Source organism: Pseudomonas sp. HS-18 (genome assembly GCF_020401845.1).
In the GTDB taxonomy this organism is placed as follows: Bacteria; Pseudomonadota; Gammaproteobacteria; order Pseudomonadales; family Pseudomonadaceae; genus Pseudomonas; species Pseudomonas nitroreducens.
In genome coordinates this window covers 2,259,075-2,286,009 of record NZ_CP084413.1, presented here as the reverse complement: position 1 = coordinate 2,286,009, position 26,935 = coordinate 2,259,075, and the positions used below count along the sequence as shown (strand labels likewise).

At 62.2% G+C, this 26,935-nt stretch carries 20 protein-coding genes and 1 pseudogene; 16 read left to right on the top strand and 5 right to left on the bottom strand.

Features of this window, described 5'->3' with window-relative positions:
* Nucleotide 1: 1 nt before the first annotated feature.
* Both LDJ84_RS10695 and LDJ84_RS10690 read left to right on the top strand, forming a co-directional pair.
* A complete protein-coding gene (locus LDJ84_RS10695) occupies nucleotides 2-1,060 on the top strand; it encodes an NAD(P)-dependent alcohol dehydrogenase (RefSeq protein ID WP_058168046.1) in 1,059 nt (352 codons plus the stop codon).
* Between the two features lie 11 nt (nucleotides 1,061-1,071).
* Nucleotides 1,072-1,458 (top strand): hypothetical protein, encoded by a 387-nt coding sequence (locus tag LDJ84_RS10690; protein WP_052165145.1) that lies wholly within the window; start codon nucleotides 1,072-1,074, stop codon nucleotides 1,456-1,458.
* 608 nt (nucleotides 1,459-2,066) lie between these two features.
* Here the strand turns inward: LDJ84_RS10690 and LDJ84_RS10685 are convergent.
* The 5 genes and pseudogenes from LDJ84_RS10685 to LDJ84_RS10660 all read right to left on the bottom strand — a co-directional run bounded on the left by LDJ84_RS10685 (nucleotide 2,067) and on the right by LDJ84_RS10660 (nucleotide 8,379).
* Nucleotides 2,067-2,276, bottom strand: a complete 210-nt coding sequence (locus LDJ84_RS10685) for a YgdI/YgdR family lipoprotein (protein ID WP_031630816.1) — start codon at nucleotides 2,274-2,276, stop codon at nucleotides 2,067-2,069.
* A 326-nt stretch (nucleotides 2,277-2,602) separates the two neighbouring features.
* Nucleotides 2,603-2,704 (bottom strand): annotated as a pseudogene (locus tag LDJ84_RS10680) (IS3 family transposase); the annotation flags it as partial.
* 765 nt (nucleotides 2,705-3,469) lie between these two features.
* Nucleotides 3,470-3,898, bottom strand: a complete 429-nt coding sequence (locus tag LDJ84_RS10670; protein WP_023105864.1) for an organic hydroperoxide resistance protein — start codon at nucleotides 3,896-3,898, stop codon at nucleotides 3,470-3,472.
* A gap of 188 nt (nucleotides 3,899-4,086) precedes the next feature.
* Nucleotides 4,087-7,224, bottom strand: coding sequence for an efflux RND transporter permease subunit (locus LDJ84_RS10665; protein ID WP_034077985.1), 3,138 nt, complete (start codon nucleotides 7,222-7,224; stop codon nucleotides 4,087-4,089).
* A gap of 12 nt (nucleotides 7,225-7,236) precedes the next feature.
* The gene (locus LDJ84_RS10660) at nucleotides 7,237-8,379 is read right to left on the bottom strand and encodes an efflux RND transporter periplasmic adaptor subunit (RefSeq protein ID WP_031630811.1); all 1,143 of its coding nucleotides are present in this window, start codon (nucleotides 8,377-8,379) and stop codon (nucleotides 7,237-7,239) included.
* Nucleotides 8,380-9,941: 1,562 nt separating this feature from the next.
* Here LDJ84_RS10660 and LDJ84_RS10655 point away from each other — a divergent pair.
* The 14 genes from LDJ84_RS10655 to LDJ84_RS10600 all read left to right on the top strand — a co-directional run bounded on the left by LDJ84_RS10655 (nucleotide 9,942) and on the right by LDJ84_RS10600 (nucleotide 26,934).
* A complete protein-coding gene (locus tag LDJ84_RS10655; RefSeq protein WP_058168048.1) occupies nucleotides 9,942-12,335 on the top strand; it encodes a DUF3772 domain-containing protein in 2,394 nt (797 codons plus the stop codon).
* Nucleotides 12,336-12,376: 41 nt separating this feature from the next.
* Nucleotides 12,377-12,487, top strand: coding sequence for a hypothetical protein (locus LDJ84_RS30795; protein ID WP_110159268.1), 111 nt, complete (start codon nucleotides 12,377-12,379; stop codon nucleotides 12,485-12,487).
* Nucleotides 12,488-14,742: 2,255 nt separating this feature from the next.
* The gene (locus tag LDJ84_RS30690; RefSeq protein WP_257784550.1) at nucleotides 14,743-14,871 is read left to right on the top strand and encodes a hypothetical protein; all 129 of its coding nucleotides are present in this window, start codon (nucleotides 14,743-14,745) and stop codon (nucleotides 14,869-14,871) included.
* Nucleotides 14,872-14,943: 72 nt separating this feature from the next.
* Entirely contained in the window at nucleotides 14,944-15,135 is a 192-nt protein-coding gene (locus LDJ84_RS10650) for a hypothetical protein (RefSeq protein WP_034077743.1), read from the top strand.
* 153 nt (nucleotides 15,136-15,288) lie between these two features.
* Nucleotides 15,289-16,743, top strand: a complete 1,455-nt coding sequence (locus LDJ84_RS10645; protein WP_034077744.1) for a sigma-54-dependent transcriptional regulator — start codon at nucleotides 15,289-15,291, stop codon at nucleotides 16,741-16,743.
* Nucleotides 16,740-17,747, top strand: coding sequence for a HupU protein (locus LDJ84_RS10640; protein ID WP_034077745.1), 1,008 nt, complete (start codon nucleotides 16,740-16,742; stop codon nucleotides 17,745-17,747). Before LDJ84_RS10645 ends, LDJ84_RS10640 begins: the two co-directional genes overlap by 4 nt.
* Nucleotides 17,748-17,759: 12 nt before the next feature.
* Complete coding sequence (locus tag LDJ84_RS10635; protein ID WP_043268951.1) at nucleotides 17,760-19,217, top strand: nickel-dependent hydrogenase large subunit; 1,458 nt, start codon at nucleotides 17,760-17,762, stop codon at nucleotides 19,215-19,217.
* 14 nt (nucleotides 19,218-19,231) lie between these two features.
* Nucleotides 19,232-19,687: a nickel-responsive transcriptional regulator NikR gene (gene nikR, locus LDJ84_RS10630; RefSeq protein WP_023105856.1), complete on the top strand. Its 456-nt coding sequence runs from the start codon at nucleotides 19,232-19,234 to the stop codon at nucleotides 19,685-19,687.
* A 4-nt stretch (nucleotides 19,688-19,691) separates the two neighbouring features.
* A complete protein-coding gene (locus LDJ84_RS10625) occupies nucleotides 19,692-21,008 on the top strand; it encodes a sensor histidine kinase (protein ID WP_034077747.1) in 1,317 nt (438 codons plus the stop codon).
* A 157-nt stretch (nucleotides 21,009-21,165) separates the two neighbouring features.
* The gene (locus LDJ84_RS10620) at nucleotides 21,166-22,206 is read left to right on the top strand and encodes a HoxN/HupN/NixA family nickel/cobalt transporter (RefSeq protein WP_023105854.1); all 1,041 of its coding nucleotides are present in this window, start codon (nucleotides 21,166-21,168) and stop codon (nucleotides 22,204-22,206) included.
* Between the two features lie 407 nt (nucleotides 22,207-22,613).
* Entirely contained in the window at nucleotides 22,614-23,675 is a 1,062-nt protein-coding gene (locus LDJ84_RS10615) for a hydrogenase small subunit (protein ID WP_034076049.1), read from the top strand.
* A 23-nt stretch (nucleotides 23,676-23,698) separates the two neighbouring features.
* A complete protein-coding gene (locus LDJ84_RS10610) occupies nucleotides 23,699-25,555 on the top strand; it encodes a nickel-dependent hydrogenase large subunit (RefSeq protein WP_034076038.1) in 1,857 nt (618 codons plus the stop codon).
* A gap of 60 nt (nucleotides 25,556-25,615) precedes the next feature.
* Nucleotides 25,616-26,299 carry a Ni/Fe-hydrogenase, b-type cytochrome subunit gene (cybH, locus tag LDJ84_RS10605; RefSeq protein WP_034076039.1) on the top strand — a complete coding sequence of 228 codons (684 nt, stop codon included), beginning with the start codon at nucleotides 25,616-25,618 and terminating at the stop codon, nucleotides 26,297-26,299.
* Nucleotides 26,296-26,934 carry a HyaD/HybD family hydrogenase maturation endopeptidase gene (locus tag LDJ84_RS10600; RefSeq protein WP_034076040.1) on the top strand — a complete coding sequence of 213 codons (639 nt, stop codon included), beginning with the start codon at nucleotides 26,296-26,298 and terminating at the stop codon, nucleotides 26,932-26,934. The genes cybH and LDJ84_RS10600 overlap by 4 nt, the downstream gene beginning before the upstream one ends.
* The last annotated feature ends 1 nt before the right edge of the window (nucleotide 26,935 follow it).

Below are 26,935 nucleotides of genomic sequence, written 5' to 3'. Positions count from 1 at the left end.
CATGGCTACCGCTACTTGTACTGGCTACGCAGTCCAAGATGCCAATTCCCCATTGATTCCATTTTCGTTCTCACGCCGGTCACCTCGCCCTTTGGATGTTGTGATCGACATTCTTTATTGCGGCGTCTGCCATTCAGACTTGCATACAGCTCGCAACGAATGGGGCAACACCCTATATCCCTGCGTACCTGGCCATGAGATTGTCGGGCGGGTGACAGGGGTTGGCTCCGGCGTCACCCGCCACCAAATCGGGGACTTGGTGGCTGTGGGCTGTATGGTCGATGCCTGCCGTGAGTGCCCGAGCTGCCGCGAAGGGCTCGAGCAGTATTGCCAAAAGGGCATGGTTGGTACCTACAACGGAGATGACAACGTTCTCGGCGGTCATACCTTCGGAGGTTATTCTAGCCACATCGTCGTGCCCGAGGACTTCGTACTGCAGGTTCCAGACAGCCTCGATCCAGCTGGTGCAGCACCGCTGCTGTGCGCTGGAATCACCACGTGGTCGCCCCTGCGCCGCTGGGGGGCAGGTCCGGGCAAGAAAGTCGGGGTCGTCGGGCTAGGGGGGCTGGGGCACATGGCAGTCAAGCTGGCCCATGCACTGGGCGCCCATGTAGTGCTGTTTACTACCTCCGTATCCAAGGTTGCCGATGGTAGGCGGCTCGGTGCAGATGCGGTTGTGCTATCGAGCGACTCGCAGGCAATGCTCACCTACCAATCCAGCCTGGACCTGATCATTGATGCGGTATCCGCACCACATGACATTGACCTTTATTTGGACTTGCTTGGCCGCGACGGCACATTGGTGCAGATTGGCGCACCAGACGAACCGCTACCAGTCAGTGCCTTCAGCCTCATCACGGGACGACGCTCTATCGCCGGCTCGGCGATCGGAGGCATTGCCGAGACCCAGGAAATGCTCGATTTCTGTGGTGAGTACGGCATCACTGCCGACATCGAGATTATTCCCATCCAGCAGATCGAACAGGCCTATGCGCGAATGTTGCGCAGTGACATCAAATACCGCTTCGTCATCGACATGGCTTCGTTGAAGACCGCCTAGGAGATAGAGCCATGTATGAACTGTTGAGCCAGACCCACAAAGGGTTAGCCATGCTCTCAGTGCTACTGACGCTGGGTTGGGTCAGCATAGTACTGACAGCGCCGCGGATCGCTGGCGAGCTGGGAAGACCACGAAAGCTTGTTTATACGGGAGCGATGGCCATGACCGGCTTAACTGGCCTGTCCGGCCTGGTATTGGTCGTCGTCGCACAAGGCACCTGGCTAAAGCTGATATTTCCCTGGCTTGGTCTGATCGCGGTCGCAGGCCATGGTTTTTCCGGGACATCCAGCCGGCGCGCCCTGGTAGCGGGCAGCAAAATGCCAGCGTTGGTGGCAGCCTCGCTCCAACTCCTGTTTCTCATTACAGCTTACGGCCTGATGACGCTTAAACCATTCTAACATGTAGCGATCGAGATCTATCCCCTGGAGCCCGAAAGTAACGGAGTCGAGGATTTTTAAAGTCTGAAGGTTTTTTCGATGCAACGTATGCGCCCGGCGAACACACACCTTCAGAGTCCCGACATGAAGAGCAATGGTGTCAACCTAAAATACGTGGACACCATCGTCCATAATGCAAGGATCACCATGCACCAGTGCAACTCTTATCCCAAGCCCTTCAAGGCAAAAGCCGTTCAGGAATGCCTGCAACCTGACGTGAGCGTTAGGGCAGAAACACCAGTCTGATTCGCAAGTAGATAGCCCTCTTCCGTGACCGCCTCTCCGGGCTGCTGGGTTTCCCCTTTTCCCAGGCGACCACTTTGGGCACCTTTCAGCAAAACCATAACCTACAGTCAAAAAGATACCTACGGATAGGTATCATCCGCTAAATTCCAACCAACGACAGAGAAGTCTTTAAGGCCGCACCAAAATGAGGGTTTCTCGTTACTGAAAGCGGCTTAAAGTTACCTTCAGACTAGCCAGCAACCAGAGCACGCCAACGCTTCGCCGCCAACCATTGGCTATAGGAAAAGAAGAGCCCTCATTGCCAAGGGCTCTTAAAGTGATACTCAGCGCTCGATCAACTGCTTAACGCTGCTCTGTGGAATTTGCTGTTTCTTGCCTTGGCTATCTTCGAACTCAAGCATACCCGTCTTACTATCCAGCCGAGGTTTATCTGTGGTAGTAAGCACCTGACCATCCCTTGTCATGATCAGGTACTCAGAAGAACAACCGACCAATACAAATGCACAAATCGCAGCGACAAAAATGCTTTTCATCTTACTCCCCATAGAGATTCTGGTCTGAAGGAGGCCTATCCTTAAGAGGGCCCGTACGGATTTTAACTCGTATAGTCTCTCTCTATAACCCCAGGATAGAGGCTTTTCTCTACAAAATCGTGATAGCCTAAGCCAGTCAACAGAATCCCCGCGAAGGAATCTCTTGACTGGCCGCCCAACTGGGCGGCCTTCTTATTACAATCAAACACTTAGCAACTGCTTGGGCTTGCCCCATCCCGCTAGACAGATTGGTTGACCTAACAAGCCACCGCCTCACACTGCATGGAATTTAGATATTTCAGTGCCAAGTGCCGGCGCCGTGCGTTTTAGAACCGCTCGATGTAGTCGAACACCTCGGCCCGGCGCTCATCAAGGGACCGGTAAATCCGCTGGCTCAGTCGTTCGGTTTTCAGCGTGGAGAAGAAACTTTAAGGCACCTATGCCAACTGAAACTCGAGGTGTTCGCCAGATCAACCAGGACCTGGGCATATAGCACCCTGACGAGATAGCGCTGCAGGCGGCTATGGATCTTCTTGATGATAACGCCCCTTTCCCGTGCGCGTGCTCCACGTAGGCCCTAGTACGCAGATCGCTGCGCATCCGTACTAGGGCGATCTCTCACAAGGCGTTGCTGGCAGCGCAATCAACACCTCGATTCAGTCGGTGGTTGAATCATTTACCAGATGAGGCTGGCAACAAACTTGTCCCGCACAGGATCGCCAGTACGGCCTCACCTCGCAACCGCTCGGGATTATCGCCGGACACTACCGGGAGGGTTGCGGTAGTTTGCGGACCAATCAATACCTAATCCGCTCAACAGGCACTTGGCATGCTACTATGTCAGACGCTCAAATATGGCATCGAGTACACAACCTACGATTTAGTAACAGCCAACGCCTGACCAATAGGCGCAGCGTTGCCACCGGATTCTGCAGTGAGAAAATCACCGTTCTCGTACGCCGGGCAGCAGTAGTAGCACCTGTTTTTTTGCTCATAGGAAGAAAACAGAAGCATCGCCATACTTGCTCTCCTTTCCCTTGGGCGACGAGAACCAGGGTAAGCATTCAGGCCTGACACAGCTCAACTCCATCAGAGTGCTATGGTTTAAGTGCTTGCCGCTCATATGCCGCCCATAGATAGATCGCACCTACCAATACAGACATGCAACTCGTACAGTAGGTGCGAAGTAGCTCTCAGCGAGTTGTAATTGAGAGGGAAACGTCGATATTGCCACGAGTTGCATTAGAATACGGACAGACTCTGTGAGCTTCTGCCACAACCTCTTCGGCCAGTGCCTGATCGACGCCGGCAAGTATCACTTCGAGCGCGACGCTCAGAGCGAAACCACCACTGCCGTTGGGAACGAGGCTTACTCTAGCACTGACCTCCACATCATCATCCTTGATTTTTTGTTCCTTATTGCGCGTCACATGGATGACCGCATTACCGAAGCAAGCTGCATAGCCCGCGGCAAACAGTTGTTCGGGGTTGGTCGCGTTACCCTTGCCGCCCAAGGCGTTGGGCAGCGCCAGTTGCAGGTCAAGCAAGCCATCATCGCTATGGATCGTGCCGTTGCGACCGCCAACAGCAGTGACTTTCGTGGAATACAGGGTGGTGCTCATGGTGCCTTCTCCTTAGATGGTTTTTAAAAACTATATTTCTAGGGAATAAATTGCTATCAATCTATTTACGCCTCCGTGTCCTGCACTATTCAAATTTTCCAGCTCTTACTGTAGTTATACCTCCTCAATGGTTTTGTCAGGACCGCACTCCCTTGCTGCAGATAAAACCCTACGGTAGTTTCTGCTATTCATGCCTGCACTCCCGTACTGGAAACGGATGTCTTGTACCGGTCGAACAACGAAACGATCAGTACGAAGAACAGCGGCACGAAGAACACGACAAGAATGGTTGCGCTGATCATGCCACCAACCAGACCGGTCGCAATTGAGTGCTGACTTCCAGAGCCCGCCCCAGATGCAATAGCCATTGGCAATACGCCGAAAGTGAATGCGAGGGATGTCATCAAGATAGGACGTAGACGTAATTTCGATGCCTCGACGGCTGCCTGAACGACAGACCTCCCCTCCTGCTCATACAAGCTCTTGGCGAACTCGATGATCAGGATCGCATTCTTTGCAGTCAATCCGACAGTAGTCATCAGACCAACCTGAAAGTAAACGTCTGCCGTCAAATCTCTCCAAAGGGTCGCCACGACAGCCCCCAAGATACCTAGAGGTACTACAAGAACAACGGCAATAGGCACCGACCAACTTTCATACAATGCCGCTAGGCAAAGAAACACTATCAGCACTGTCAAGGTATAGAGCATAGGTGCTTGGTTGCCTGTCTTGATTTCCTCATAGGACAATCCGCTATAACTCAGCGAAATTCCATTTGGCAGTGCTTTCATGATCTCGGAAATGGCGACCATTGCTTCCCCAGTGCTGTATCCAGATGCGGGCTGCCCTAGTATCTGTACAGCCGATATCCCGCTAAAGCGCTCTAGCTTTGGAGAGCCGGAAACCCATTCTCCCGAGGCAAATGCCGAGAAGGGGACCATCTGCCCCAGGGCATTGCGCACATACCACTTATCGAAGTCTTCAGGGCCGATACGCGAACTGTCATTTCCTTGCAGATAGACACGCTTCACGCGTCCCCGATCAATGAAATCATTGACGTACAACGAGCCCCAGGCAGCGGACATGGTGTCATTGATCGACTGAATGCTGACCTGCAATGTCCGCGCCTTTTCATCGTCGATGTCCACCCGATACTGCGGCTCATCATCCTTGCCATTAGGGCGAACCGCTTGTAATACAGGGCTCTCTTGAGCGAGTTCCAGGAATCTATCACGGGCAGCCATCAAGGCTTCGTGGCCGAGGCCCGCCCTGTCCTGAAGGTAAAGATCGAACCCCATTGCATTGCCCATTTCAAGAATCGCAGGCGGAACGATAGCCAATACGGTTGCATCCTTGATTTTTGAAAAATGAACATTGGCTCTTTCCACCAAACTGAAAATGTCCTGTCCTTTTCTTGTTCTTTCCTTCCAGTCCTTCAGCATTACGAACCCTATCCCTGCGTTCTGCCCCCGGCCAGCAAAATTGAAACCATTGACCGTCAGGATGGAACTGGCGACGTCACCTTCCTCCTCCAGCAAATAGCGTCTTATTTCATCGAGCACTGCCGAAGTTCTCTCCGCGGAAGAGTTGGCTGGCATACGCACCTCCACGAAAACTACCTTCTGGTCTTCTCCCGGCAAGAAAGCACTGGGAATTCCGCTGAACAGATACCCGGTGCCAATAGTGATCAACAGAAATATCAACAAATAGCGACCGCGATGTATAAGCATCCCAGCGACGCCGCGCTCAAAGCGTTGGGTATTACGGTCGAAACAGCGGTTGAACCAGCCGAAGACCCCTTTCTTCTCAACGTGCCCCCCCACTTTCGGTGATTTGAGAATAGTGGCACAGAGAGCCGGCGTGAAAATCAGCGCAACCAGTACGGAAAGCCCCATGCACACGACGATGGTCACGGCGAACTGCTTGTAGATGATCCCAGCTGAACCACCGAAGAAAGCCATGGGAACGAACACTGCCGACAGAACCATGCCGATGCCAACCAGCGCCCCTGAAATTTGGCCCATGGACTTTCGGGTAGCTTCCAGTGGCGAGAGCCCTTCTTCATGCATCAGGCGCTCGACGTTTTCCACTACTACGATGGCATCGTCCACCAGCAACCCGATCGCCAGAACCATGGCATACATGGCCAGGGTGTTGATGCCAACCCCGAACAGCGGCAGAACCGCGAATGCCGCCAGTAGCACGACTGGTATCGCCAGGGTGGGAATCAGTGTTGCACGCAAGCTCTGCAAGAACAGATACATCACAATGAACACCAACACGACGGCTTCGAAGATGGTGTGTATCACCGACTCGATCGACGCCTCGACAACAGGCGTAGTGTCATACGGGTAGATAACTTCTACACCGTCCGGCAGGCTTGCCTTTTGCTGCTCTATCACCCCCCTGATGGCATTGGCCGTCTCCAGCAGGTTTCCACCTGGAGCCAGTCGTAACGCCAAGCCGGCCGAAGCCTTGCCATTGTATTGGGTACTGAAAGAAAAATTGTCCGCCCCCAGTTCCACGGTAGCAACATTTTTGAGCCGCACCTGTGAGCCATCGGCATTCACCTTGACCAGTATTTCCTCGAACTCTTCTGGAGTGGTCATACGTGTCTTGCCAATTACCGTCGCATTCAACTGGACACCGCTGCGGGTGGGTAGCCCACCCAATTGGCCAGACGACACCTGGACATTCTGCTCGCGAATCGCGGTAGCTACATCAGAGGGCATCAGTTGGTAGCTATTCAGTTTGTTCGGATCAAGCCATATGCGCATCGCATAGGGGGAGCCGAAGAGCAGGACATCACCAACCCCATCGACACGCGAGATTGGGTCTTGCAGGTCGGAGGCGATGACGTTGCTCAAGTCAGAACTGTTCATCTTGCCGGTGGTATCCACCAGTCCAACGAACAGAAAGAAGTTCTGCTGGTATTTGACAACACGCAAGCCCTGACGCTGGACCTCTTCCGGTAGGCGAGGAGTGGCCAGTTGCAGTTTGTTCTGCACCTGCACCTGAGCGATGTCAGGGTCGGTGCCCTGCTCGAAGGTGACGATAATGCTCATGCTACCGTCGGAGTTGCTTTCCGCCGACATGTAGCGATAGCCATTCAGACCGCTAAGTTGCTGCTCAATGACCTGCACGACCGTATCCTGAACCGTTTTGGCCGAGGCGCCAGGGTAGGTCACCTGGATAGATACCGCAGGCGCTGCGATGTTCGGATACTGGCTGATCGGAATGTTCAGCAACGACAGCGTCCCGGCAAGCATCGCGACAATGGCCAACACCCAGGCGAAAATAGGCCGTTCGATGAAAAAACGTGACATGCCCGGAGTTCCTCAGTGCACGGTAACTGTTTGCTGACCGAAGCTGAGGGCCAACTTGACATTCGATGCGTCTACAGGCTGGACCCGGATACCTTTACGGGCACGCTGCACCCCCTCTACTACGATCCGGTCACCCTCCTGCAATCCCTGTTCGATCAACCAGGCATTACCAACGGTGCGAAGAGTCTGTACTTCGCGTCGCTCTACGGTGTTGTCCTTCCTGACCAGCCAAACGTAGGGCGCTCCTCTGGCATCCCTGAGCAAAGCCTGCTGAGGCACCAACAATGCTGAGTTGCGAGTCCCCTCTTCCAGTTGAGCGCGCACAAACATGCCAGGTAGCAGCTTGCGCTGGGGATTGGGAAACTCGGCGCGAAGAGTGACTGCACCAGTACTTGGGTCCACATGCACTTCGGAAAACTTCAGCGTACCGGGCAGCGGATAACGACTACCATCGTCAAGGATCAGGCCAACCCGAGCCAGAGCCTCACTATCGCTGCCCTGCAATTGTCCTGACTCCAGTGCTTGTTGCAGGCCGAGCAGTTTGGTAACAGGTTGAGTAACGTCGACATAGATAGGGTCCAGTTGAGTCACAGTGGCGAGCGCCTGCGTCTGGCTATCGGTGACCAACGCACCTTCGGTCACGGTAGACCGACCTATACGCCCAGAGATCGGAGCAAGCACCTTGGTGTATTGGACATTAATACGAGCCACCCGCGCTTCAGCCTGTGCCTGTTTCCAGTTCGCCACAGCATCATCATGCTGCTGCAGGCTCACGGCATTAGCTTGCAATAGCCGCCCATAACGGCGAGCCAGGTTCTCCGTCGTGATCAAATTGGCTTCGGCCCTGGCCAATTGCGCCTCATAGGTCCGCGGATCGACCTGATACAACTGCTGTCCCTGTCTAACTTCGTTGCCCTCGATGAACAGACGCTTCTCGACAATTCCCGAGACTTGGGGGCGTACCTCTGCAACCCGGTAGGCCACTGTTCTACCTGGTAGATCACGCGTGAGGGTCAGAGTCTGGGCTTGCACCTTGTATACCCCTACCTCTAGGTCTGAACCGGCCGTTGCCTGCCCCTCCCCTCCACAACCAGCAATGCTTGTAGCGACAGCCAGAGAGAGCAGCCCTTGCAGGATGCGTCGTGAATTTCTCATAGCCACAGGTCTCACCTCCCAATGCTCCTCTTGCTGTGGACCCAGGGAAAACACTTGCCTACGATCCGCCTGCCCCGCTGACTCAAGTGCGGAGCCCATCGAGAATCGGTAGACAGAACAGGCCCAACGGTTGGAGGGCGTCCATCCATGTGCCGCCCCTCTTTTCGGAAACCGCTGCCGACGATGCCTGAGGACTGCTGGCAGTCCCTTCGGGATGGCCTCGGAGAGGTTACGGTTCTTGAGCAGCGAATCAGTTTTTAGCAATTATATTGCTAACAATTGAATTTGAGAACCTGAATTTTCCTTACCCCCACCAAGTGCAAGTTATTCCCTTGCCACCCTCCCAGGTGAACTCACTACCACCGGAGCACTCTGGACTGCCCTTGGCAGTACTGACTGTGTCTGACCTCTACTAGATCCTGAAACGCCGAGCCAATGCCTGCAAGTCACGCCCCAGGCACACGAGTCTCCGGGTAGCACCATTGATCTGGCGAGTGTTTTCCACTGTCGACGGTGCCATTTCCTGTACCCGTACGGCACTATCGTTTACCTGCGCAGCAACCACAGCTCTGCTGTCCCGTTGCCGTAGCTATCTGACTGACGCGCACCTCGATGGCAGCATTGAGCGCCAGCAGGTTGGTCTGCTCGGCCAGAGTTTTCACCTCGACAGCAACCGTGGATTCCTGAGCGCGAGATTGGCGTGGGTCAGCACAAGCAAACTGGTACAGACCGTGCCAAAATCGCGTTCACCAGCACGGATGGCTCTCGCCAGGCTGTGCTCGTCCAGCACAGCCGCGGCAGGTGTGCAAGCACCTGCCAGAACACCAGATCGGTGGCGCCGATGGCCCCTCGCAGCGTGGTGCAGTGAGGCGCCAGCAGCACGCACTGAACCAGCCCAGGTCCTCGCGCAGGTCGCCGACACTGGTGCACTCCCTGTCGAAGGTACCGCTCAGCCGGCCCTGGTGGACGAGGTGGTTGCCTGTATGGAAATAACGACGCATCCCCGAATGCGGGCGCGCCCCTACACGTCGACCTGTCCGGCCAACTCACCCTGGTCACCGGCGCCGACGCCGACGCCGGCAGCGGCCTCAGCCAAGGCTTCGCCCTGGTGCTGGCTGCGGCCGGCGTCGCGAACGCCCGTCGGACAACGATCACCACCGCCGGCAGTCAGCCCCGATCAAGATCCTCGACCTACGTGATGCCGCCTCTCTACCGGTACGCATTCCGCGAGCTGCCCCAGCCCCACGGGACCATCGGCTTCTTGGTCAACAATGCAAGAGCGGTAGCGCCCTGGACTGAAACCGGAGGCCATGGACGAGCTGCTCACCACCGATGATCCGGCACACAACTTCTCCGTCACTTCTTCAGCCAAACCTTTCCGTCCCAAAAGCGCAGAGGGAATACACTGTGCCGACACCACCTAGTGATCCAAAAGAAACGGCATCACGAAGTGCTACGCATAGCAGCGACTGAAAGAGCTGCACCATACGCCCCAGGAAACTCTCGGAGCTTACTCCACCCCGTTGTATGTTGAGCTAGACAAGATCAAAAAGGAGAAATCGATGAGGCAAGTCAGCCTGCTCACACTCTTCTGCCAGACCATACTGGCCTGGAGCTTGGTCTTGTCCCTAGGCAGCGGGGCCAGGGCCACAGAATCGGACGTGCAGGCGCCCGTCGAGCTAAGTCAACTCAGCGCACAACTTGATCTGATCCGCCAGAGCGTCACCGCCGACACCAGTGACGACCTCCTCGCCGAGTTACGCCAGAGCGCGCTGCAGGTCCAGCGCCAGGCCGACGCCCTGCTCGCGCTGCGGGTCGACGACATCGAGCGGGTCGACGACCAGTTGAAAGTGATCGGCCCACAGCAGCCCGACGAGGCGGAAAGCCTCGCCGCCCAGCGCCAGACCCTGACCCGGCAGAAGAACACCCTGCTCGACGACGAACGCCAGGCCACCCAGCTCGGCCAGTCGTCCCGCGACCTGGCGGCACAGATCGTCAACCTGCGCCGCAGCCTGTTCAACTCGCAGATCAGCAGTCGCGCGGCGACACCGTTTAGCCCGAGCTTCTGGTCGACCTTGATCCGTCCCAGCGACGACGACCTGCGTCGGCTGGACAAGCTGAAGGCGGAGGCCCTGGTCGCCTTCGACAGCGCCATCGCGCCCGGACACCGCTGGGCCTTCGCCGGAACCCTGCTGGCCACCGTGCTGGTCTGGAGCTTCGGCCGCCGCCTGCTGGAGCGCATGCTTACCTGGGCGATGATCCGCTGGCTACCGGAGGGCCGCCTGCGGCGCAGCGCCCTGGCCCTGGCAGTCGGGCTGGCGACCATCCTGACCATCGTCGGCGCGGTGTCGCTAATGCGCTGGGGCCTGGAAAGCAACGCCAGCCTGAGCCCCGACATGGCCAGCCTGACCGATCAACTGGTGAGCCTGGCGAGCTTCTGCGCCTTTATTGCAGGCCTCGGTCGTGCCCTGCTGATGCTGCCGAGGCCATCCTGGCGGCTGCCGGGGATTCCTGACCGGATCGCCAGCGCCCTCGGCCCGTTCCCGGCGACCCTCGCGATGGCACTAATGCTGATGGCTACCGAGGAACGGATCAACAGCGTCATTGGCGCCAGCCTGGCCCCGACCGTCGCCCTCAACGGCCTGACCGCGCTGGTCACCGCGCTGATCTTCGCCGCCGCTTTGCTGCGCTATCACCGGGTGCGGCGCAAGTTCGAACTGGAACGGCCAAGCGGAATCTCCGGACTGATTCCCTTCCTCGCCTCGGTCTGGGTCGCGGCAATCCTCCTCACCCTGTTCACTGGCTACCTATCGCTGGCTTACTTCCTCACCGTCAAGCTGCTCTGGATCAGCGTGGTCGCGACCACCAGCTACTTGCTGATCGCCTTCTTCGGCGACATCTGCGAGACACTACTCTCACCCAAGCACCCCAGCGGCCTGGCCCTGGCCAACGCGCTCGGCCTGTCGCCGCGCCATCAGGCTCAGGCCAGTACCGTTCTGGCCGGCATCGGTCGCACCCTGCTGCTGCTCGCCGCGTTGCTGCTGGCCTTCCTACCCGCCGGCTCGAACCCCAGCGAACTGCTGCAGGGCTTCACCCAACTAGGCGAAAGCAGCAAGAGCCTAGGCAACCTGAACATCGTCCCACAGGACATCTTGGTCGCCCTACTGCTTTTCGTCGGCGGCCTATTTGCCCTGCGCATCGTTAAGCACTGGCTGAGCGAGCGGCTGCTACCGGAAACGAACATGGATGCCGGCATGCGCGCCTCACTGGTGACTCTGGTCGGCTACCTCGGCTTTGTGTTCCTGGCGATGCTGGTGATGTCTGCTCTGCGGATCAACCTGACCAACCTGACCTGGGTGGTCAGCGCCCTCTCAGTGGGTATCGGCTTCGGCTTACAGGCCATCGTGCAAAACTTCATCTCCGGACTGATCCTGCTCACCGAGCGGCCAGTAAAGGTCGGAGACTGGGTCAGCCTGGGTGGGGTCGAGGGCGACATCCGGAGGATCAATGTGCGCGCAACCGAAATCCAGATGTCCGACCGCTCGACGGTGATCGTACCCAACTCGCAGTTCATCTCGCAGAACGTGCGCAACGTGACCATGGGCAACGCCCTCGGAGTGGTCGGAGTCAACCTGACACTGCCGTTGGACACCGACGTGATGAAGGTCCGTGAGCTGCTCTTGCAGGCGTTCGCCGAGCACCAGGCGATCCTCGACGCGCCGGTGCCCTCGGTGACCTTCAAGGACCTCGCCAGCAACGGCCTGGTCCTCACCGCCACCGGCTACGTCAACAGCCCACGCTCAGTGTCCGGGGCGCGCAGCGACTTGCTCTTCATCGTCCTTGATCGGCTCAGAAACGAGGGCATCGCGCTGTCCTCACCACAGAGCCTGGTGATGATCCAAGATGTTGAAACGGCCGAAACGGCCCTACCGTCACAGGGCCAAGCCTATAATTGAGGCCCTGACAGAAGGTTCCGGAAAGTAGCGCGTTCGCTGAGATGCTTGACTACAACCTCAAGAACTGGATGGCTCTGATGCGTTACGTGGATGACGGCAACCTATCCATCAACAACGGATCGAGACCAGACCCAGGCCCTGGTGCAATCTAACTGGCTACTTGCTGGCTCACGGCACAGTGGCCAGCAAAGTGTGGCGTTGATGGCACTGGTCCAGTCAGCTCGCCTGAAAGGACGCGTCCATATGCCTACTTAAAGGACGCGCTTACACGCCACCGAATCAGATGGCCTATACACCGGCCGAATTGCCTTCCGTTCAACTGGACACTTGTCGACACGGTGGGTGCTGCTTATTCGCCGACACCAACTAAATCTAAAAAAGCGTTTTATTTCTCCGACACCATATTCAATACTCGCTTCGTCAACGGAGTCCCCGCGAAGGAAACCGAAGACGGGCCTCGTTTCGACGAGGCCTTTTGTTCTCACCCCGAACCTGCAGGTCTTTACCTAAAACTCCGCTACCAGCCCTAAGAATCTAGCCCTGAGGGTGATCCCATGAACGAATCGCGCACGCTCCATGAACTACTCTCTGGCGATGCTGGCGCTTGGCTTGCCCTGGCGATATGGGCTGTCAGCATATGTACTGCAGCCGCCATTTGGCACATATGTGATCTAGGCTAGTTTCAAATGGGTGTAACCATAAGCGCCAGTACGAACAGCAAGGTGACGATGCCTTTCCGGGTGACGGTAAGCCGAGTGGTGAGAGCCCGGAACCGTGTCGCCTACACCAGCAGCCGGCCCAGGATGGAACGAGGCATTTTAAAAGTGCTCACCATCTTCTTGCAGCCCACGAAGTGCTGTTGAGGCTTCACGCTGGTGACGCGCAGGCCGGCCGCTACAGATATCACGCAGCGGTTTCTATATTTGGCAACCGCCGCCTCCCTCGGCGAGGGGGATGACGAATCGGTGCCTGAGCAAAGAGACCCGCACCATTCACCATGAGGTGAATGGGATCTATGGCCATCGCCGCATTAAGCCTGATCTGGCAGCCATTGAGCATGTGCATGACAGCAGCGGGCCCTCGCCTGCTCCACAGAGCCGGACTGCACGTTCAGCGGCTGATTTCCAGCAGTCGCCACGCACAGCCGATTGCCCCGAATCACCAGGCTCGCCAGCTCGCCTTGGATCGTACCGATCAGCACTGGGTCTTGAACACGACCTATGCGTGAACGACCTAACGTTAGTTGTATCTGGCTGTCGCGCTTGGTCTCTAATCACGCGCCTAGGGGATCATGGAGACTAAAACTCTCAAGGGAACGATAAAGATCGCCCGCCCATGGAAATGAACTGCCCCCTTGGCCGCCAGAGAGAACTAGCAAGGCTGGTGGTTAGTGAAAATCCCAATGTAGTGACTCGCAATTGGCCGCTTGAACGCCCCGTCGACACCGGACGCCCAGCGATGTAGTACTGATCGAGTAAATCCGTCGGGCGGTCAGCGCGCCGTCCAGCTACAGCTATCACCAGGCTGGGGCCCTGCTGCGTCGACTGCATGAGCAATAGGTCAGCCCTAAAATGCAAAGCGGGCTCACCGCGTCATGCGTGACCACTATCTGTTGCTGGAACGGCAGCCCAAACAATTAGTGTGGCGACGATGCTAGCGACGTGAGGCTGGAAGCTGTCGAGCAACGCTTCAGCGGCGAACGACCTGCATCGCCGGCAATGGCTGAGCGATAACAGCTCGGTCTATGCGACTGAACAGACTTGGGCCCTTTGCCCGGCAGATCAGCCTCCCCCTTAACAACGCCGGCGTGCAGCCCTCAGAGCAATGGAATGGCAGAGTGTTTCGTGAAGATCATGAACTACCACTACATCCGCCATCTGCCCAAGCCCCCCAAACTCAATCGATCGCCCCCTGTGCAATCCGACCAACGCCTTCAAGCATTACAGTGAGGAGCATCCTCACAGAGCACTACTGCCCACCTCGAGGAGTTCAGGTCAAGCAGCCTAACAACGTTCGGGGATTCCTGAGCTACAGGGGCAACTGCACCAAATGATACTCCCGTGTCGTCAGCAGTCCCTGTTTAGCTCGTTCAACTGTTCGGGCTTAGGTCAGAGGGAAGACGGGAGGCAGCTTGGGCTCCTACTAGTGCTCGCGACACCGCGCGACCTGCAGCTTGCCTCTCGTCGCTCTCACCTTCGATCCTATCGAAAGTCGCAGACACAAGCGGGCCACGCCCACGAAGCGCAGGGCAACAGAGCCCGCTGCGCGCCCCCTCTCGCGCCGATCACGGCGGCGCACGCCCACGCCAATCAGCGTTCTTGCCGTGCTGGATGCCCGCTGGGTATGCTCCGCGCACCATACGGAGATAGCTGTACGCCATCACAGGCTGCCATTCAGGGAAGAGGCCATGAAGCATCTGTTTCGCTGGGCGATCTGGCTCGCTGTCGTCGTTGCGCTGGTACAGACGGCGCGCCATACGCTGGACATGCGCAGTTGGCCGAAACCCCAGGCCCGGGTCGTGCGCACGGAAGTGTAAGAGTCCATCGACGACACCCGCCCCAGGTCGCAGAGCGAGCGCGAACGCCAGCGGCAACGCCTGTACCCTCCGATGAAGTATCTGGCCATCGTCTACTACGCCTTCGATGCCAACGGCATGCGCTGGACCGGTCATTCGCGCGGCAGCCGGTACAGCACCCGGGACAGGGCCATGGGCCAGGCCGCTGAGTTCCCGGCCGGGCGTACGGTTTCGGTGATCTACAACCCGAAGGACCCCAGCGACACCGACATGAAATTCTGGTGAGCGGCCACCCGCCACCCCGTCCGGACGTCTGATATCTCCTACAAGGTCAAAGGGCATATACTCCTGCGCTTTCATCCAGGCGAGCCACGAGCGGCCATTCCGTGCCTGGCGACCATGCCCGCCCCCGCAGGCCCAGGACACCTCGTTCAGCCCATGACCGATACCGGCGTTGTCCCTACCATCCTCGTTGTCGACGACGAGTTGCGCTCCCGCGAAGCCCTTTCACGGGTGCTCGCCGACGAGTTCCAGGTGCTCCTTGCCGAATCGGCGGAGCAGGCGCGCGAGCAGCTCGAACAGCACCCGGTGGCGGTGATCCTCTGCGACCAGCGCATGCCCGGCGTGCAGGGCATCGACTTCCTCAGGGAAGCCCGCGAGCGCTGGCCCGAAGTCGTGCGCATCGTGCTCTCTGGCTATACCGACTCCGAAGACATCATCGCCGGGGTCAACCAGGCCGGTATCTACCAGTATCTGCTCAAGCCCTGGCTGCCCGAGCACCTGCTCAGCACCGTGCGCAACGCTGTGGAGAGCCGCGCGCTGAACAACCATCTGCAGCGCCTGGACCTGGACCTGCGCGCCGCCACCCCGGTGCTGCGGCGGCGCAACCAGCAGGCGCTGGACAAGGTCCGCGAGGCCTTCGACTTCGCGCGCATCGTCCGCGCCCCGGGCAGCCCGCTGGATGCCCTGTGCGAACTGGCCGCACGGGTGGCGCGCTTCGACCTGGCGGTCCTGCTGCTGGGTGAATCGGGGACCGGCAAGGAGCTGCTGGCGCGCGCCATCCACTACGCCAGCCCGCGCGCCGGCAATGCCTTCATCATGGAAAACTGCGCCGCCCTGCCCGACTCGCTGCTCGAATCCGAGCTGTTCGGGCACAAGCGCGGTGCCTTTACCGGTGCGCACCAGGACCATATCGGCCTGATCCAGCGGGCCCATGGCGGCACGCTGTTCCTCGACGAGATCGGCGACACCTCGCCGGCCTTCCAGGTCAAGCTGCTGCGCGTGCTGCAAGAAGGCGAGCTGCGCCCGGTCGGCGCCACCACCCCGGTGCGCGTCGACGTGCGCGTGGTCGCCGCGACCCACCGCGACCTGGAAGCCGACGTCCAGGCCGGGCGTTTCCGCAGCGACCTCTATTACCGCCTGGCCGGCGTCTCGCTGGCCCTGCCACCCTTGCGCGAACGCAGTGGCGACCTGCTGCCGATCGCCAGCAAACTGCTCGCCGATGCCAGCCAGGAACTCGACCTGCCCGGCCTGCGCTTCGCCAGCGATGCACTGGGCAGCCTGCTCGGCTACCCCTGGCCGGGCAACATCCGCGAACTGCGCAACGAAATCTACCGCGCGGCGGCCCTCTGTGATGGCCAGGAAGTCGGCGCCCGAGCGTTTTCCTGGAAAGTCCTGCAGGGCCAGGCACGCAGTGCACTGCCCAGCGCGGCACCTGGCGAGCGCCCGGCCGGCACCCTGCAGGAGCAGCTCGATGCCATCGAGGCCACGCTGCTGCGCGAGGCCCTGCTGCGCCATCGCTGGAACAAGACCCACACCGCGCGCGAGCTGGGCCTGTCGCGCGTCGGCCTGCGCCAGAAGCTGCGCCGCTTCGGCCTGGAGGAAACCCCATGAGCGCAATGTTCCGCGTGCTCTGGCTGCAGTCCGGTGGCTGCGGCGGCTGCAACATGTCACTGCTGTGCGCCGACACCCAGGACTTCGCCGGGCTCTGGCGCAGCGCCGGAATCGAACTGCTCTGGCACCCCTCGCTGTCGCTGGAAAGCGGCAATGAGGTGCTCACGATCCTCGACGACTGCCTGAGCGGGCGCACCCACCTGGATGCGCTGTGCATCGAAGGCGCGCTGCTGCGCGGGCCCAATGGCACCGGGCGCTTCCACGTCCTGGCCGGCACCGGCATCCCGATGATCGACTGGGTGCGGCGCCTGGCAGCCGTCGCCGACTACACGCTGGGCATCGGCACCTGCGCGGCCTACGGCGGGATCACTGCAGCCGGCACCAACCCCACCGACGCCTGCGGCCTGCAATACGACGGCGAGCGCCCCGGTGGCCTGCTCGGTGCCGACTACCGCTCGGCCCGTGGCCTGCCGGTGATCAACGTCGCCGGCTGCCCGACCCACCCCGGCTGGGTCACCGATACGCTGATGGCCCTGGCCGCCGGGCTGTTCGCCAACCAGGACCTGGACGCCCTCGGCCGCCCGCGCTTCTACGCCGATCAACTGGTCCACCACGGCTGTACGCGCAACGAGTTCTACGAGTACAAGGCCAGCGCAGTGAAGCCCTCGGACCTGGGCTGCATGATGGAAAACCTCGGCTGCAAGGGCACCCAGGCCCACGGCGACTGCAACAACCGCCTGTGGAACGGCGAAGGCTCGTGCACCCGCGGCGGCTACGCCTGCATCAACTGCACGGCGCCAGGCTTCGAGGAGCCGGGGCATGCCTTCCACCTCACGCCCAAGCGTGCCGGCATCCCCATCGGCCTGCCCACCGACATGCCCAAGGCCTGGTTCGTGGCCCTGGCCGCGCTGTCCAAGTCGGCCACCCCGGAGCGCGTGCGGCAGAACGCCACCGCCGACCATGCGCTGATCGCTCCGGCCATCCGCCCCACCTCGCGACGCTAGGGAGCCCCGCGCATGACCCGTCTACTGGTCGGCCCGTTCAACCGCGTCGAAGGCGACCTCGAAGTCCAGCTGGACATCGAGGACGGCCAGGTGCGCTCGGCCCAGGTCAACGCCACGATGTACCGCGGCTTCGAACAGATACTCCGCGAGCACGCCCCGCTCGATGCGCTGGTCTACGCGCCGCGCGTGTGCGGCATCTGTTCGGTGTCGCAGTCGGTCGCCGCGGCGCGGGCCCTGGCCGGGCTGGCCGGTATCCAGCCGCCGGCCAACGGGCTGCTGGCCATCAACCTGATGGCGGCGACGGAAAACCTCGCCGACCACCTGAGCCACTTCTACCTGTTCTTCATGCCCGACTTCGTTCGCCCGCTGTACGCCGAGCGCCCCTGGTACGCCGATGCCGTGGCCCGCTTCACCCCGCACAGCGGCAGCCAGCAACGTCTGGCCCTGGCCGCGCGCAAGCGCTGGCTGGACCTGATCGGCACCCTGGGCGGCAAGTGGCCGCATACCGGCTCGGTGCAGCCGGGCGGCTCCACCCGTGCCATCGACCCGGCCGAGCGCCTGCGCCTGCTGACGCGGGTGCGCGAGTTCCGCCAGTTCCTCGAAAGCGAACTGTTCGCCGCACCGCTGGCGCGCATCACCGGGCTGGCCAGCGAAGCGCAGCTCTGGGAGTGGTACGCCGAAGCACCGGAGCACGGCGACCTGCGCCGCTTCCTGCGCATCGTCCTGGATGCCGGGCTGGAACACCTGGGCCAGGGGCCGGGGCTGTACCTGTCCTATGGCGCCTACCCGCAACCCGATGGCCACAGCAGCTTCGCCCAGGGGCTGTGGGATGCGGCGCGAGCCGAGGTGCGCCCACTGGCCCTGGAGGGTATCCGCGAGGACGCCAGCCACGCCTGGCTGGACGACCATGGCGGGCCGCTGCACCCGGCCCACGGGCAGACCGAGCCGAACCTGGACAAGCCCGCCGCCTACACCTGGAACAAGGCCCCGCGGCTGGCCGGCGAGGTGCTCGAAACCGGCGCCCTGGCGCGCCAGCTGGTCAGCGCCCAACCGCTGCTGCGTGACGCCGTGGCGCGCTGTGGCGGCAGCGTCTATACCCGTCTGCTGGCCCGCCTGGTGGAACTGGCACGGGTTGTGCCACTGATGGAAGACTGGTTGCTGGCGCTGCGCCCCGGCGAGCCCTATTACCTGGATGCGCCATTGCCCGACGACGGCAGCGCGGTGGGCCTCACCGAGGCTGCGCGCGGTGCGCTCGGCCACTGGCTGCGCATCGAGCGCGGGCGCATCGCCAGCTACCAGATCATCGCGCCGACCACCTGGAACTTCTCGCCGCGCGACGCCCAGGGCCGCCCAGGTGCCCTCGAACGGGCCCTGGAAGGCGCCCCGGTGCGCCCCGGTGAGCAGACCCCGGTTGCGGTGCAACACATCGTGCGTTCGTTCGACCCCTGCATGGTCTGCACCGTGCACTGACCCGGAGTGATGCCATGCAACGCCTGACCATCTCCCTCGACGAGCGCCTGGCCGAGGCCCTCGACCAGCTCATCCGCGCCCAGGGCTATGGCAACCGCTCCGAGGCCCTGCGCGACATCCTGCGTCGGCACATCGAGCAGGAGCGCCTGCGCCAGGACGCCGACGCGCTGCACTGCGTGGCCAACCTGAGTTTCGTCTACGACCACCACGCGCGCACCCTGGCCGAGCGGGTCATGACCCTGCAGCACGAACACCATGACCTGACCATCGCCAGCCAGCACGTGCACCTGGACCACGACCACTGCCTGGAAAGCCTGATGCTCAAGGGCCCGGTGCAGCACGTGCAGGCCTTCGCCGAACGCCTGAGCGCCGAGCGCGGCGTGCGCCACGCCCGCCTCAACCTGATCCCGGTGGCGGCCGCCGAGGGCCAGCACAGCCACGCCCACCCGCACCTGCATCCCACGAGCTGACGCGATGGCCCGCAAACCGCCCGCACCGCCGCTGGACGAAGACGCCTGGCTGGAAGTCATCGGCAAGATGGACGAGGTCTACTCGCAACTGGTCCAGGACGAGATCGCCCTGGAACAGAAGAACACCGAGCTGGAGCAGTCGCAGCAGTTCATTGCCGGGCTGCTGGCGTCGATGTCCGACATTCTCCTGGCCTGCGATCCGCAAGGGCTGATCGAGGAAACCAACCACGCCCTGCGCGAGAGGGTCGGCGGCGACGAGCAGAGCCTGCGCGGCCGTCCGGTACACGCCCTGCTCGCCGACGCCAGCAGTGGCGAGCGCCTGCGCAGCCTGCTCGCCAGCCTGCGCCAGCCCGGCGCCAGCGCCAGCCTGGAGGTCGATTTCCGCGGTGCCGATGGCGAGCCGCTGCCGGTGGACCTCAGTTGCACCGTGCGCAGCGGCGCCCACGGGCGCTGCCTCGGCCACGTGCTGGTCGGCCGCCCGCTGGGCGAGCTGCAGCACGCCTACCGGCAACTGCACGAGGCCCACGAAGCGCTCAAGCGCACCCAGCAGCAGTTGCTGCACGCCGAAAAGATGGCCTCCCTCGGCCGTCTGGTGGCCGGCGTGGCGCATGAACTGAACAACCCGATCAGCTTCGTGCTAGCCAATGCCCATGTGCTGGGCGGCTATGGCCAGCGTCTGCAAGGCTACCTGCGCGCAGTACACGAAGAGCTGCCCGCCGAGCAGCGCGCGGCGCTGCGTCAGCAACTGCGCATCGACCCGTTGCTGGCCGACCTGCCGTCGCTGATCGACGGCACCCTGGAAGGCGCCCAGCGCACCGCCGATATCGTCAGCGCGCTCAAGCGCTTCTCCGCGATGGACCGTGGCCAGCCGGGCGAGGTATCGCTCAATGAGGTGATCGAGCGCGCCATCCACTGGATCACCCGGGGCACCGCCCCGGACCTGCGCGTGCACTGGCAGCCCGGCGCGGATGTGCGTGTGCACGCCAATGCCGGGCAGTTGCTGCAGGTACTCATGAACCTGATGCAGAACGCCTACGACGCCGCTCGCGCGGGCGGCAACGCCGCGCAACTGTGGATCGCCCTGAGCCACGCCTCGGGCTGGGCCGAGCTGGCCCTGCGCGACAACGGCCCGGGGATCGCCGAGGAACACCTGAGCCAGGTCTTCGAACCCTTCTTCAGCACCAAGCCGGTGGGCCAGGGTACCGGGCTCGGCCTGTCGATCAGCTACGGCATCGTCGAAGGCTGTGGCGGCACCCTGCAGGCCGGCAACCACCCCGACGGCGGTGCGCTGTTCCACCTGCGCCTGCCCGCCCTGGGCTGACGCGCGCAACGCAAAGCGCCTGACCAGTACGTCCAGCGTGCTGGCAAGCGCTTGACCAGCTGCAGCGCGTCCAGGCCCGCCGAGGCTGGCGGCAGCGGGTTGGCACAGGGCTTGTATGAAGTTTTTCGGTTTTTTCATACACCCCGCTGGAGTTTCCATGCCTCGCCCGGCTGCCCCCCGCCCACCGACACCCGCCCCCTATGGCCTGTTCATCGGCCTGATCGCCTGCAATGCCCTGGCCTGGCTCTGGGCCCTGCTGGCCTTCCACGACTACCCACTGCTGCTCGGCAGCGCCGTGCTCGCCTACAGCTTCGGCCTGCGCCACGCGCTGGACGCCGACCATATCGCGGCCATCGACAACGCCACCCGCAAGCTGCTCCAGGAGGGCCAGCGCACCACCCATGTCGGCCTGTACTTCTCGCTCGGGCACAGCAGCGTGGTGATCATCGCCTCGGCGCTGATCGCGCTCAGCGCCCGCCGCCTGCAAGGCGCGCTGGAGGCCTTCCACGGCATCGGCGCACTGATCGGCACCTCGGTGTCGGCCGCCTTCCTGCTGCTGGTGGCGCTGATCAACCTGGTGATCCTGCGCTCGGTGTACCAGGCCTTCCGCCGGGTGCGCCGTGGCGAGCGGATCGGCGAGGCCGAGCTGCACGGCCTGCTGGCCGGCAGCGGACCGCTCGCGCGCCTGGCCCGGCCGCTGTTCGGGCTGATCCGCCGTGGCTGGCACCTCTACCCGCTGGGTCTGCTGTTCGGCCTGGGCTTCGACACCGCCACGGAAATCGGCCTGCTCGGCATCGCCGCCAGCCAGGCCGCCCAGCAGTTGCCGATGCTCTCGATCCTGGTGTTCCCGGCGCTCTTCACTGCCGGCATGGCGCTGGTCGACAGCGCCGACAGCGTGCTGATGACCGGCGCCTACCGCTGGGCCCAGGTGCGCCCGGCGCGCAAGCTCTACTACAACCTGACCATCACGTCGGCCTCGGTGCTGGTCGCGCTGCTGGTCGGCGGCCTGGAAGCGCTGAACCTGCTCGCCGGGCAACTCGGCCTGGAAGGCGGCCTGTGGGACGTGGTCGCCCGGCTCAACGAGCAGTTCGGTCTGATCGGCTACCTGATCGTCGCGCTGTTCGTCAGCACCTGGGCCCTGGCCTGGGTCGTCTACCGCTACAAAGGCTACGACCGCCTCGACCCGACGCCAGCCTGAACCGGCACCGGTCAGCAGCTTTCCAGCGCGCCCCTCACACTGGAAACCCGCTGACCAGTTACCGCCGAGCCAGCTGCCCCGGCCGCCTGTGCAGCCGGCGCAAAAGCCCCCGTGCCGGGGCCTGGCGGGCCTAGACCAAGGCCGAACACCGGCATGCGACGCAATGGCACAGGTCTTGTAATGACCCGGTATGCCCTTCGAACGCCCCACCGCATTGCTCCGCCCCGTCCGCCCGCCATCGCTTGCGCGGGCCGGCCCCCCTTCCCGTGAGTCCACGACTGCGCCGGCCTACCCGTCCGCCGTGGTCGCCCCGTACGCCGCGCCAGAAGCGCAGGCGCACGCCATTCGAAAGAGAAAGACAAGCCTGGCCGAGGAGAAATCAGGTGACCGAAACATTCTATGAGGTGATGCGCCGGCAAGGCATATCACGGCGCAACTTCGTCAAGTTCTGCTCGCTGACCGCCACGTCGCTGGGCCTGGGCCCGGCCTTCATGCCGAAGATCGCGTGGGCCATGGAGAACAAGCCGCGCACCCCGGTGCTCTGGCTGCATGGCCTGGAGTGCACCTGTTGCTCGGAGTCGTTCATCCGCTCCGCGCACCCGCTGGCCAAGGACGTGGTGCTGTCGATGATCTCGCTGGATTACGACGACACCCTGATGGCCTCCGCCGGGCACCAGGCCGAGGCGATCCTCGACGAGGTGATGACCAAGTACAAAGGCAATTACATCCTCGCGGTGGAAGGCAACCCGCCGCTGAACCAGGACGGCATGAGCTGCATCATCGGCGGCAAACCGTTCATCGAGCAGCTCAAGCGCGTCTCGCGCGATGCCAAGGCGATCATCTCCTGGGGCTCGTGCGCCAGCTGGGGCTGCGTGCAGGCGGCCAAGCCCAACCCCACCCAGGCGGTGCCGATCCACAAGGTGATCACCGACAAGCCGATCATCAAGGTGCCCGGCTGCCCGCCGATCGCCGAGGTGATGACCGGGGTCATCACCTACATGCTGACCTTCGACCGCATCCCCGAACTGGACCGCCAGGGCCGGCCGAAGATGTTCTACAGCCAGCGCATCCACGACAAGTGCTACCGCCGGCCGAACTTCGACGCCGGCCAGTTCGTCGAGGCCTGGGACGACGATTCGGCGCGCAAGGGCTACTGCCTGTACAAGGTCGGCTGCAAGGGCCCGACCACCTACAACGCCTGCTCCACCGTGCGCTGGAACGGCGGCACCAGCTTCCCGATCCAGTCTGGCCACGGCTGTATCGGCTGCTCCGAGGAAGGCTTCTGGGACAAGGGTTCGTTCTACCAGCACCTGACCGACATCAACGCCTTCGGCGTGGAAGCCAATGCCGACCAGATCGGCCTGGCCGCCGCCGGCACCGTGGGCGCGGCCATTGCCGCACACGCTGCGGTGACCGCCATCAAGCGTGCCGGCAGCAGCTCGGCACGCACCTCCACGCACGACGCCTGAACGCAGTACAGGAAGCCTGAAGCATGAGCAATTATTCGACCCAGGGGTTCGACCTGGACAACAGCGGCCGGCGCATCGTCGTCGACCCGGTGACCCGCATCGAGGGCCACATGCGCGTGGAGGTCAACCTCGACGCCAACAACGTGATCCGCAATGCGGTGTCCACCGGCACCATGTGGCGCGGCCTCGAAGTCATCCTCAAGGGCCGCGACCCGCGCGACGCCTGGGCCTTCGTCGAGCGCATCTGCGGTGTCTGCACCGGCTGCCATGCCCTGGCCTCGGTGCGCGCGGTGGAGGATGCGCTGGATATCCGCATTCCGCCCAACGCCCACCTGATCCGCGAAATGATGGCCAAGACCCTGCAGGTGCATGACCACGCGGTGCACTTCTACCATCTGCACGCGCTGGACTGGGTCGACGTGGTGTCAGCCCTCAAGGCCGACCCCAAGGCCACCTCGGCCTTGCAGCAACTGGTTTCGCCGGCGCATCCGAAGTCTTCGCCGGGCTACTTCCGCGATGTGCAGAACCGCCTGAAGAAGTTCGTCGAGAGCGGCCAGCTCGGGCCGTTCATGAACGGCTACTGGGGCAACCCGGCCTACCAGTTGCCGCCGGAGGCCAACCTGATGGCCGTCACCCACTACCTCGAAGCCCTCGACCTGCAGAAGGAGTGGGTGAAGATCCACACCATCTTCGGCGGCAAGAACCCCCACCCCAACTACCTGGTCGGCGGGGTGCCGTGCGCCATCAACCTCGATGGCGACCTCGCCGCCGGTGCACCACTGAACATGGAGCGCCTGAACTTCGTGCGGGCGCGCATCGACGAGGCGCTGGAGTTCTGCCGCAACGTCTACGTGCCCGACGTGCTGGCCATCGGCACCCTCTACAAGGACAAGGGCTGGCTGCACGGCGGCGGGCTGTCGGCGAGCAACGTGATGGACTACGGCACCTACGCCAAGGTCAACTACGACGAGCGCACCCACCAGTTGCCCGGTGGCGCCATCCTCAATGGCAACTGGGACGAAATCCACCCGGTGGACGTGCGCGACCCGGAACAGGTGCAGGAGTTCGTCACCCACTCCTGGTACCAGTACCCGGACAACGACAAGGGCCTGCACCCGTGGGACGGCATCACCGAGCCGCACTACGAGCTGGGCGCGCGGACCAAGGGCACGCGCACCGCCATCGAGGAAGTCGACGAAAGCGCCAAGTACTCCTGGGTCAAGTCACCACGCTGGCGCGGGCATGCCATGGAGGTCGGCCCGCTGGCCCGCTACATCCTCGGCTATGCCCATGCGCGTCAGGGCAACCCGCACTGCCAGCGCGTCCGGCAGCAGCTGGAAAGCTCGCTGCAGGCGGTCAACCTCGACCTGCCCAGGGCCCTGGGCCTGAACACCACCGACTACAGCGCCAGGCAACTGCTGCCCAGCACCATCGGCCGCACCCTGGCCCGCGCACTGGAAGCCGAGTACTGCGCCGAGATGATGGTCGACGACTGGAACGAGCTGATGGGCAACATCCGCAACGGTGACCGCGCCACCGCCAACGTCGACAAGTGGGACCCGAAGACCTGGCCCGTCGAGGCCAAGGGAGTGGGCAGCGTGGCCGCGCCGCGTGGCGCGCTGGGCCACTGGATACGCATCAAGGACGGGCGTATCGAGAACTACCAGTGCGTGGTGCCCAGCACCTGGAACGGCAGCCCGCGTGACAGCAAGGGGCAGATCGGCGCCTTCGAGGCGGCGCTGATGAACACCCCGGTCGCCGTCGCCGAGCAGCCGGTGGAAATCCTCCGCACGCTGCATTCCTTCGACCCCTGCATGGCCTGCGCGACCCACGTGATGAGCGAGGACGGCGCCGAACTGAGCACGGTCACGGTGCGCTGAAGCGGCCCGCAGCCAATCGCCGGGCGCCTGCGCGCGCCCGGCGCATCCGAGGTGACGACTATGTCTGAACATCCGGCCCGCGCCAGCGGGCATTCCGAATACGTCTACGAGGCGCCGGTGCGCCTGTGGCACTGGATCAACGCCGCGTGCATCGTCGTGCTGGCGATCACCGGCTACTTCATCGGCTCACCGCTGCCGACCCAGCCGGGCGAGGCCAGCGCCAACTTCCTCATGGGCTATATCCGCTTCGCCCACTTCGCCGCCGCCTACCTGTTCGCCGTGGGCCTGATCGGCCGCGCCTACTGGGCGCTGGTCGGCAACCACCATGCCCGCGAGCTGTTCTGGGTGCCGCTGAGCCGAGGCGCCTACTGGCGCGAGTTCGGTGCCTGGTTGCGCTACTACCTGTTCATCGGCCCGGTGCCGGCACCGACCTTCGGCCACAACCCGCTGTCGCGCTTCGCCATGGTCTTCGTCTTTCTGCTCACCTCGCTGTTCATGCTGGTGACCGGCTTCGCCCTGTACGGCGAGGGCGCGCAGATGGGCTCCTGGCAGGAACGCGCGTTCGGCTGGGTGCTGCCGCTGCTCGGCCAGTCGAACAACGTGCACATCCTCCACCACCTGGGCATGTGGCTGCTGATCCTGTTCATCCTGCTGCACGTGTATGCCGCCGTGCGCGAGGAAATCTGCGGCCGCCTGAGCCTGATCGGCGGCATCATCTCCGGCTACAAGACCTTCAAGAAATGAACGCATCCCTGCCTGACACCCCGCCGCGCATCACCGTGCTCGGCATCGGCAACCTGCTCTGGGCCGACGAAGGCTTCGGCGTGCGCTGTGTCGAAGCACTGCAGCAACGCTACCAGTTCGCCGACCACGTGACCCTCATCGATGGCGGCACCCAAGGCCTGTACCTGATCCAGCACGTGCAGCAGGCCGACTACCTGCTGATCTTCGATGCGGTGGACTACAACATGGCCCCCGGCACGCTGAAATTCGTCGCCAACGACGACGTGCCGCGCTTTCTCGGGGTGAAGAAGCTCAGCCTGCACCAGACCGGTTTCCAGGAAGTGCTGATGCTCGCCCAGCTCACCGGCCAGTACCCGCAGCGGGTGCTGCTGATGGGCTGCCAGCCGGAATACATGGACGACTATGGCGGCAGCCTGCGGCCCTGCGTGAAAGCCGCCCTGGAGCTGGCCCTGGAGGCTGCCCTGGAAGTCCTGCAGGACTGGGGCGGCGCGCCACGGCCGCGCACGCAGGCGCTGCCCGAGGACGAAGCGGTGACCCTGCTGCACCTGGAGCTGGCGCGCTACGAGCGCGAACGCCCCAGCGAAGAGGACGCCTGCCGGGTCGGCGACGAGCGCATCCTGGCGCGGCGCAACTGAC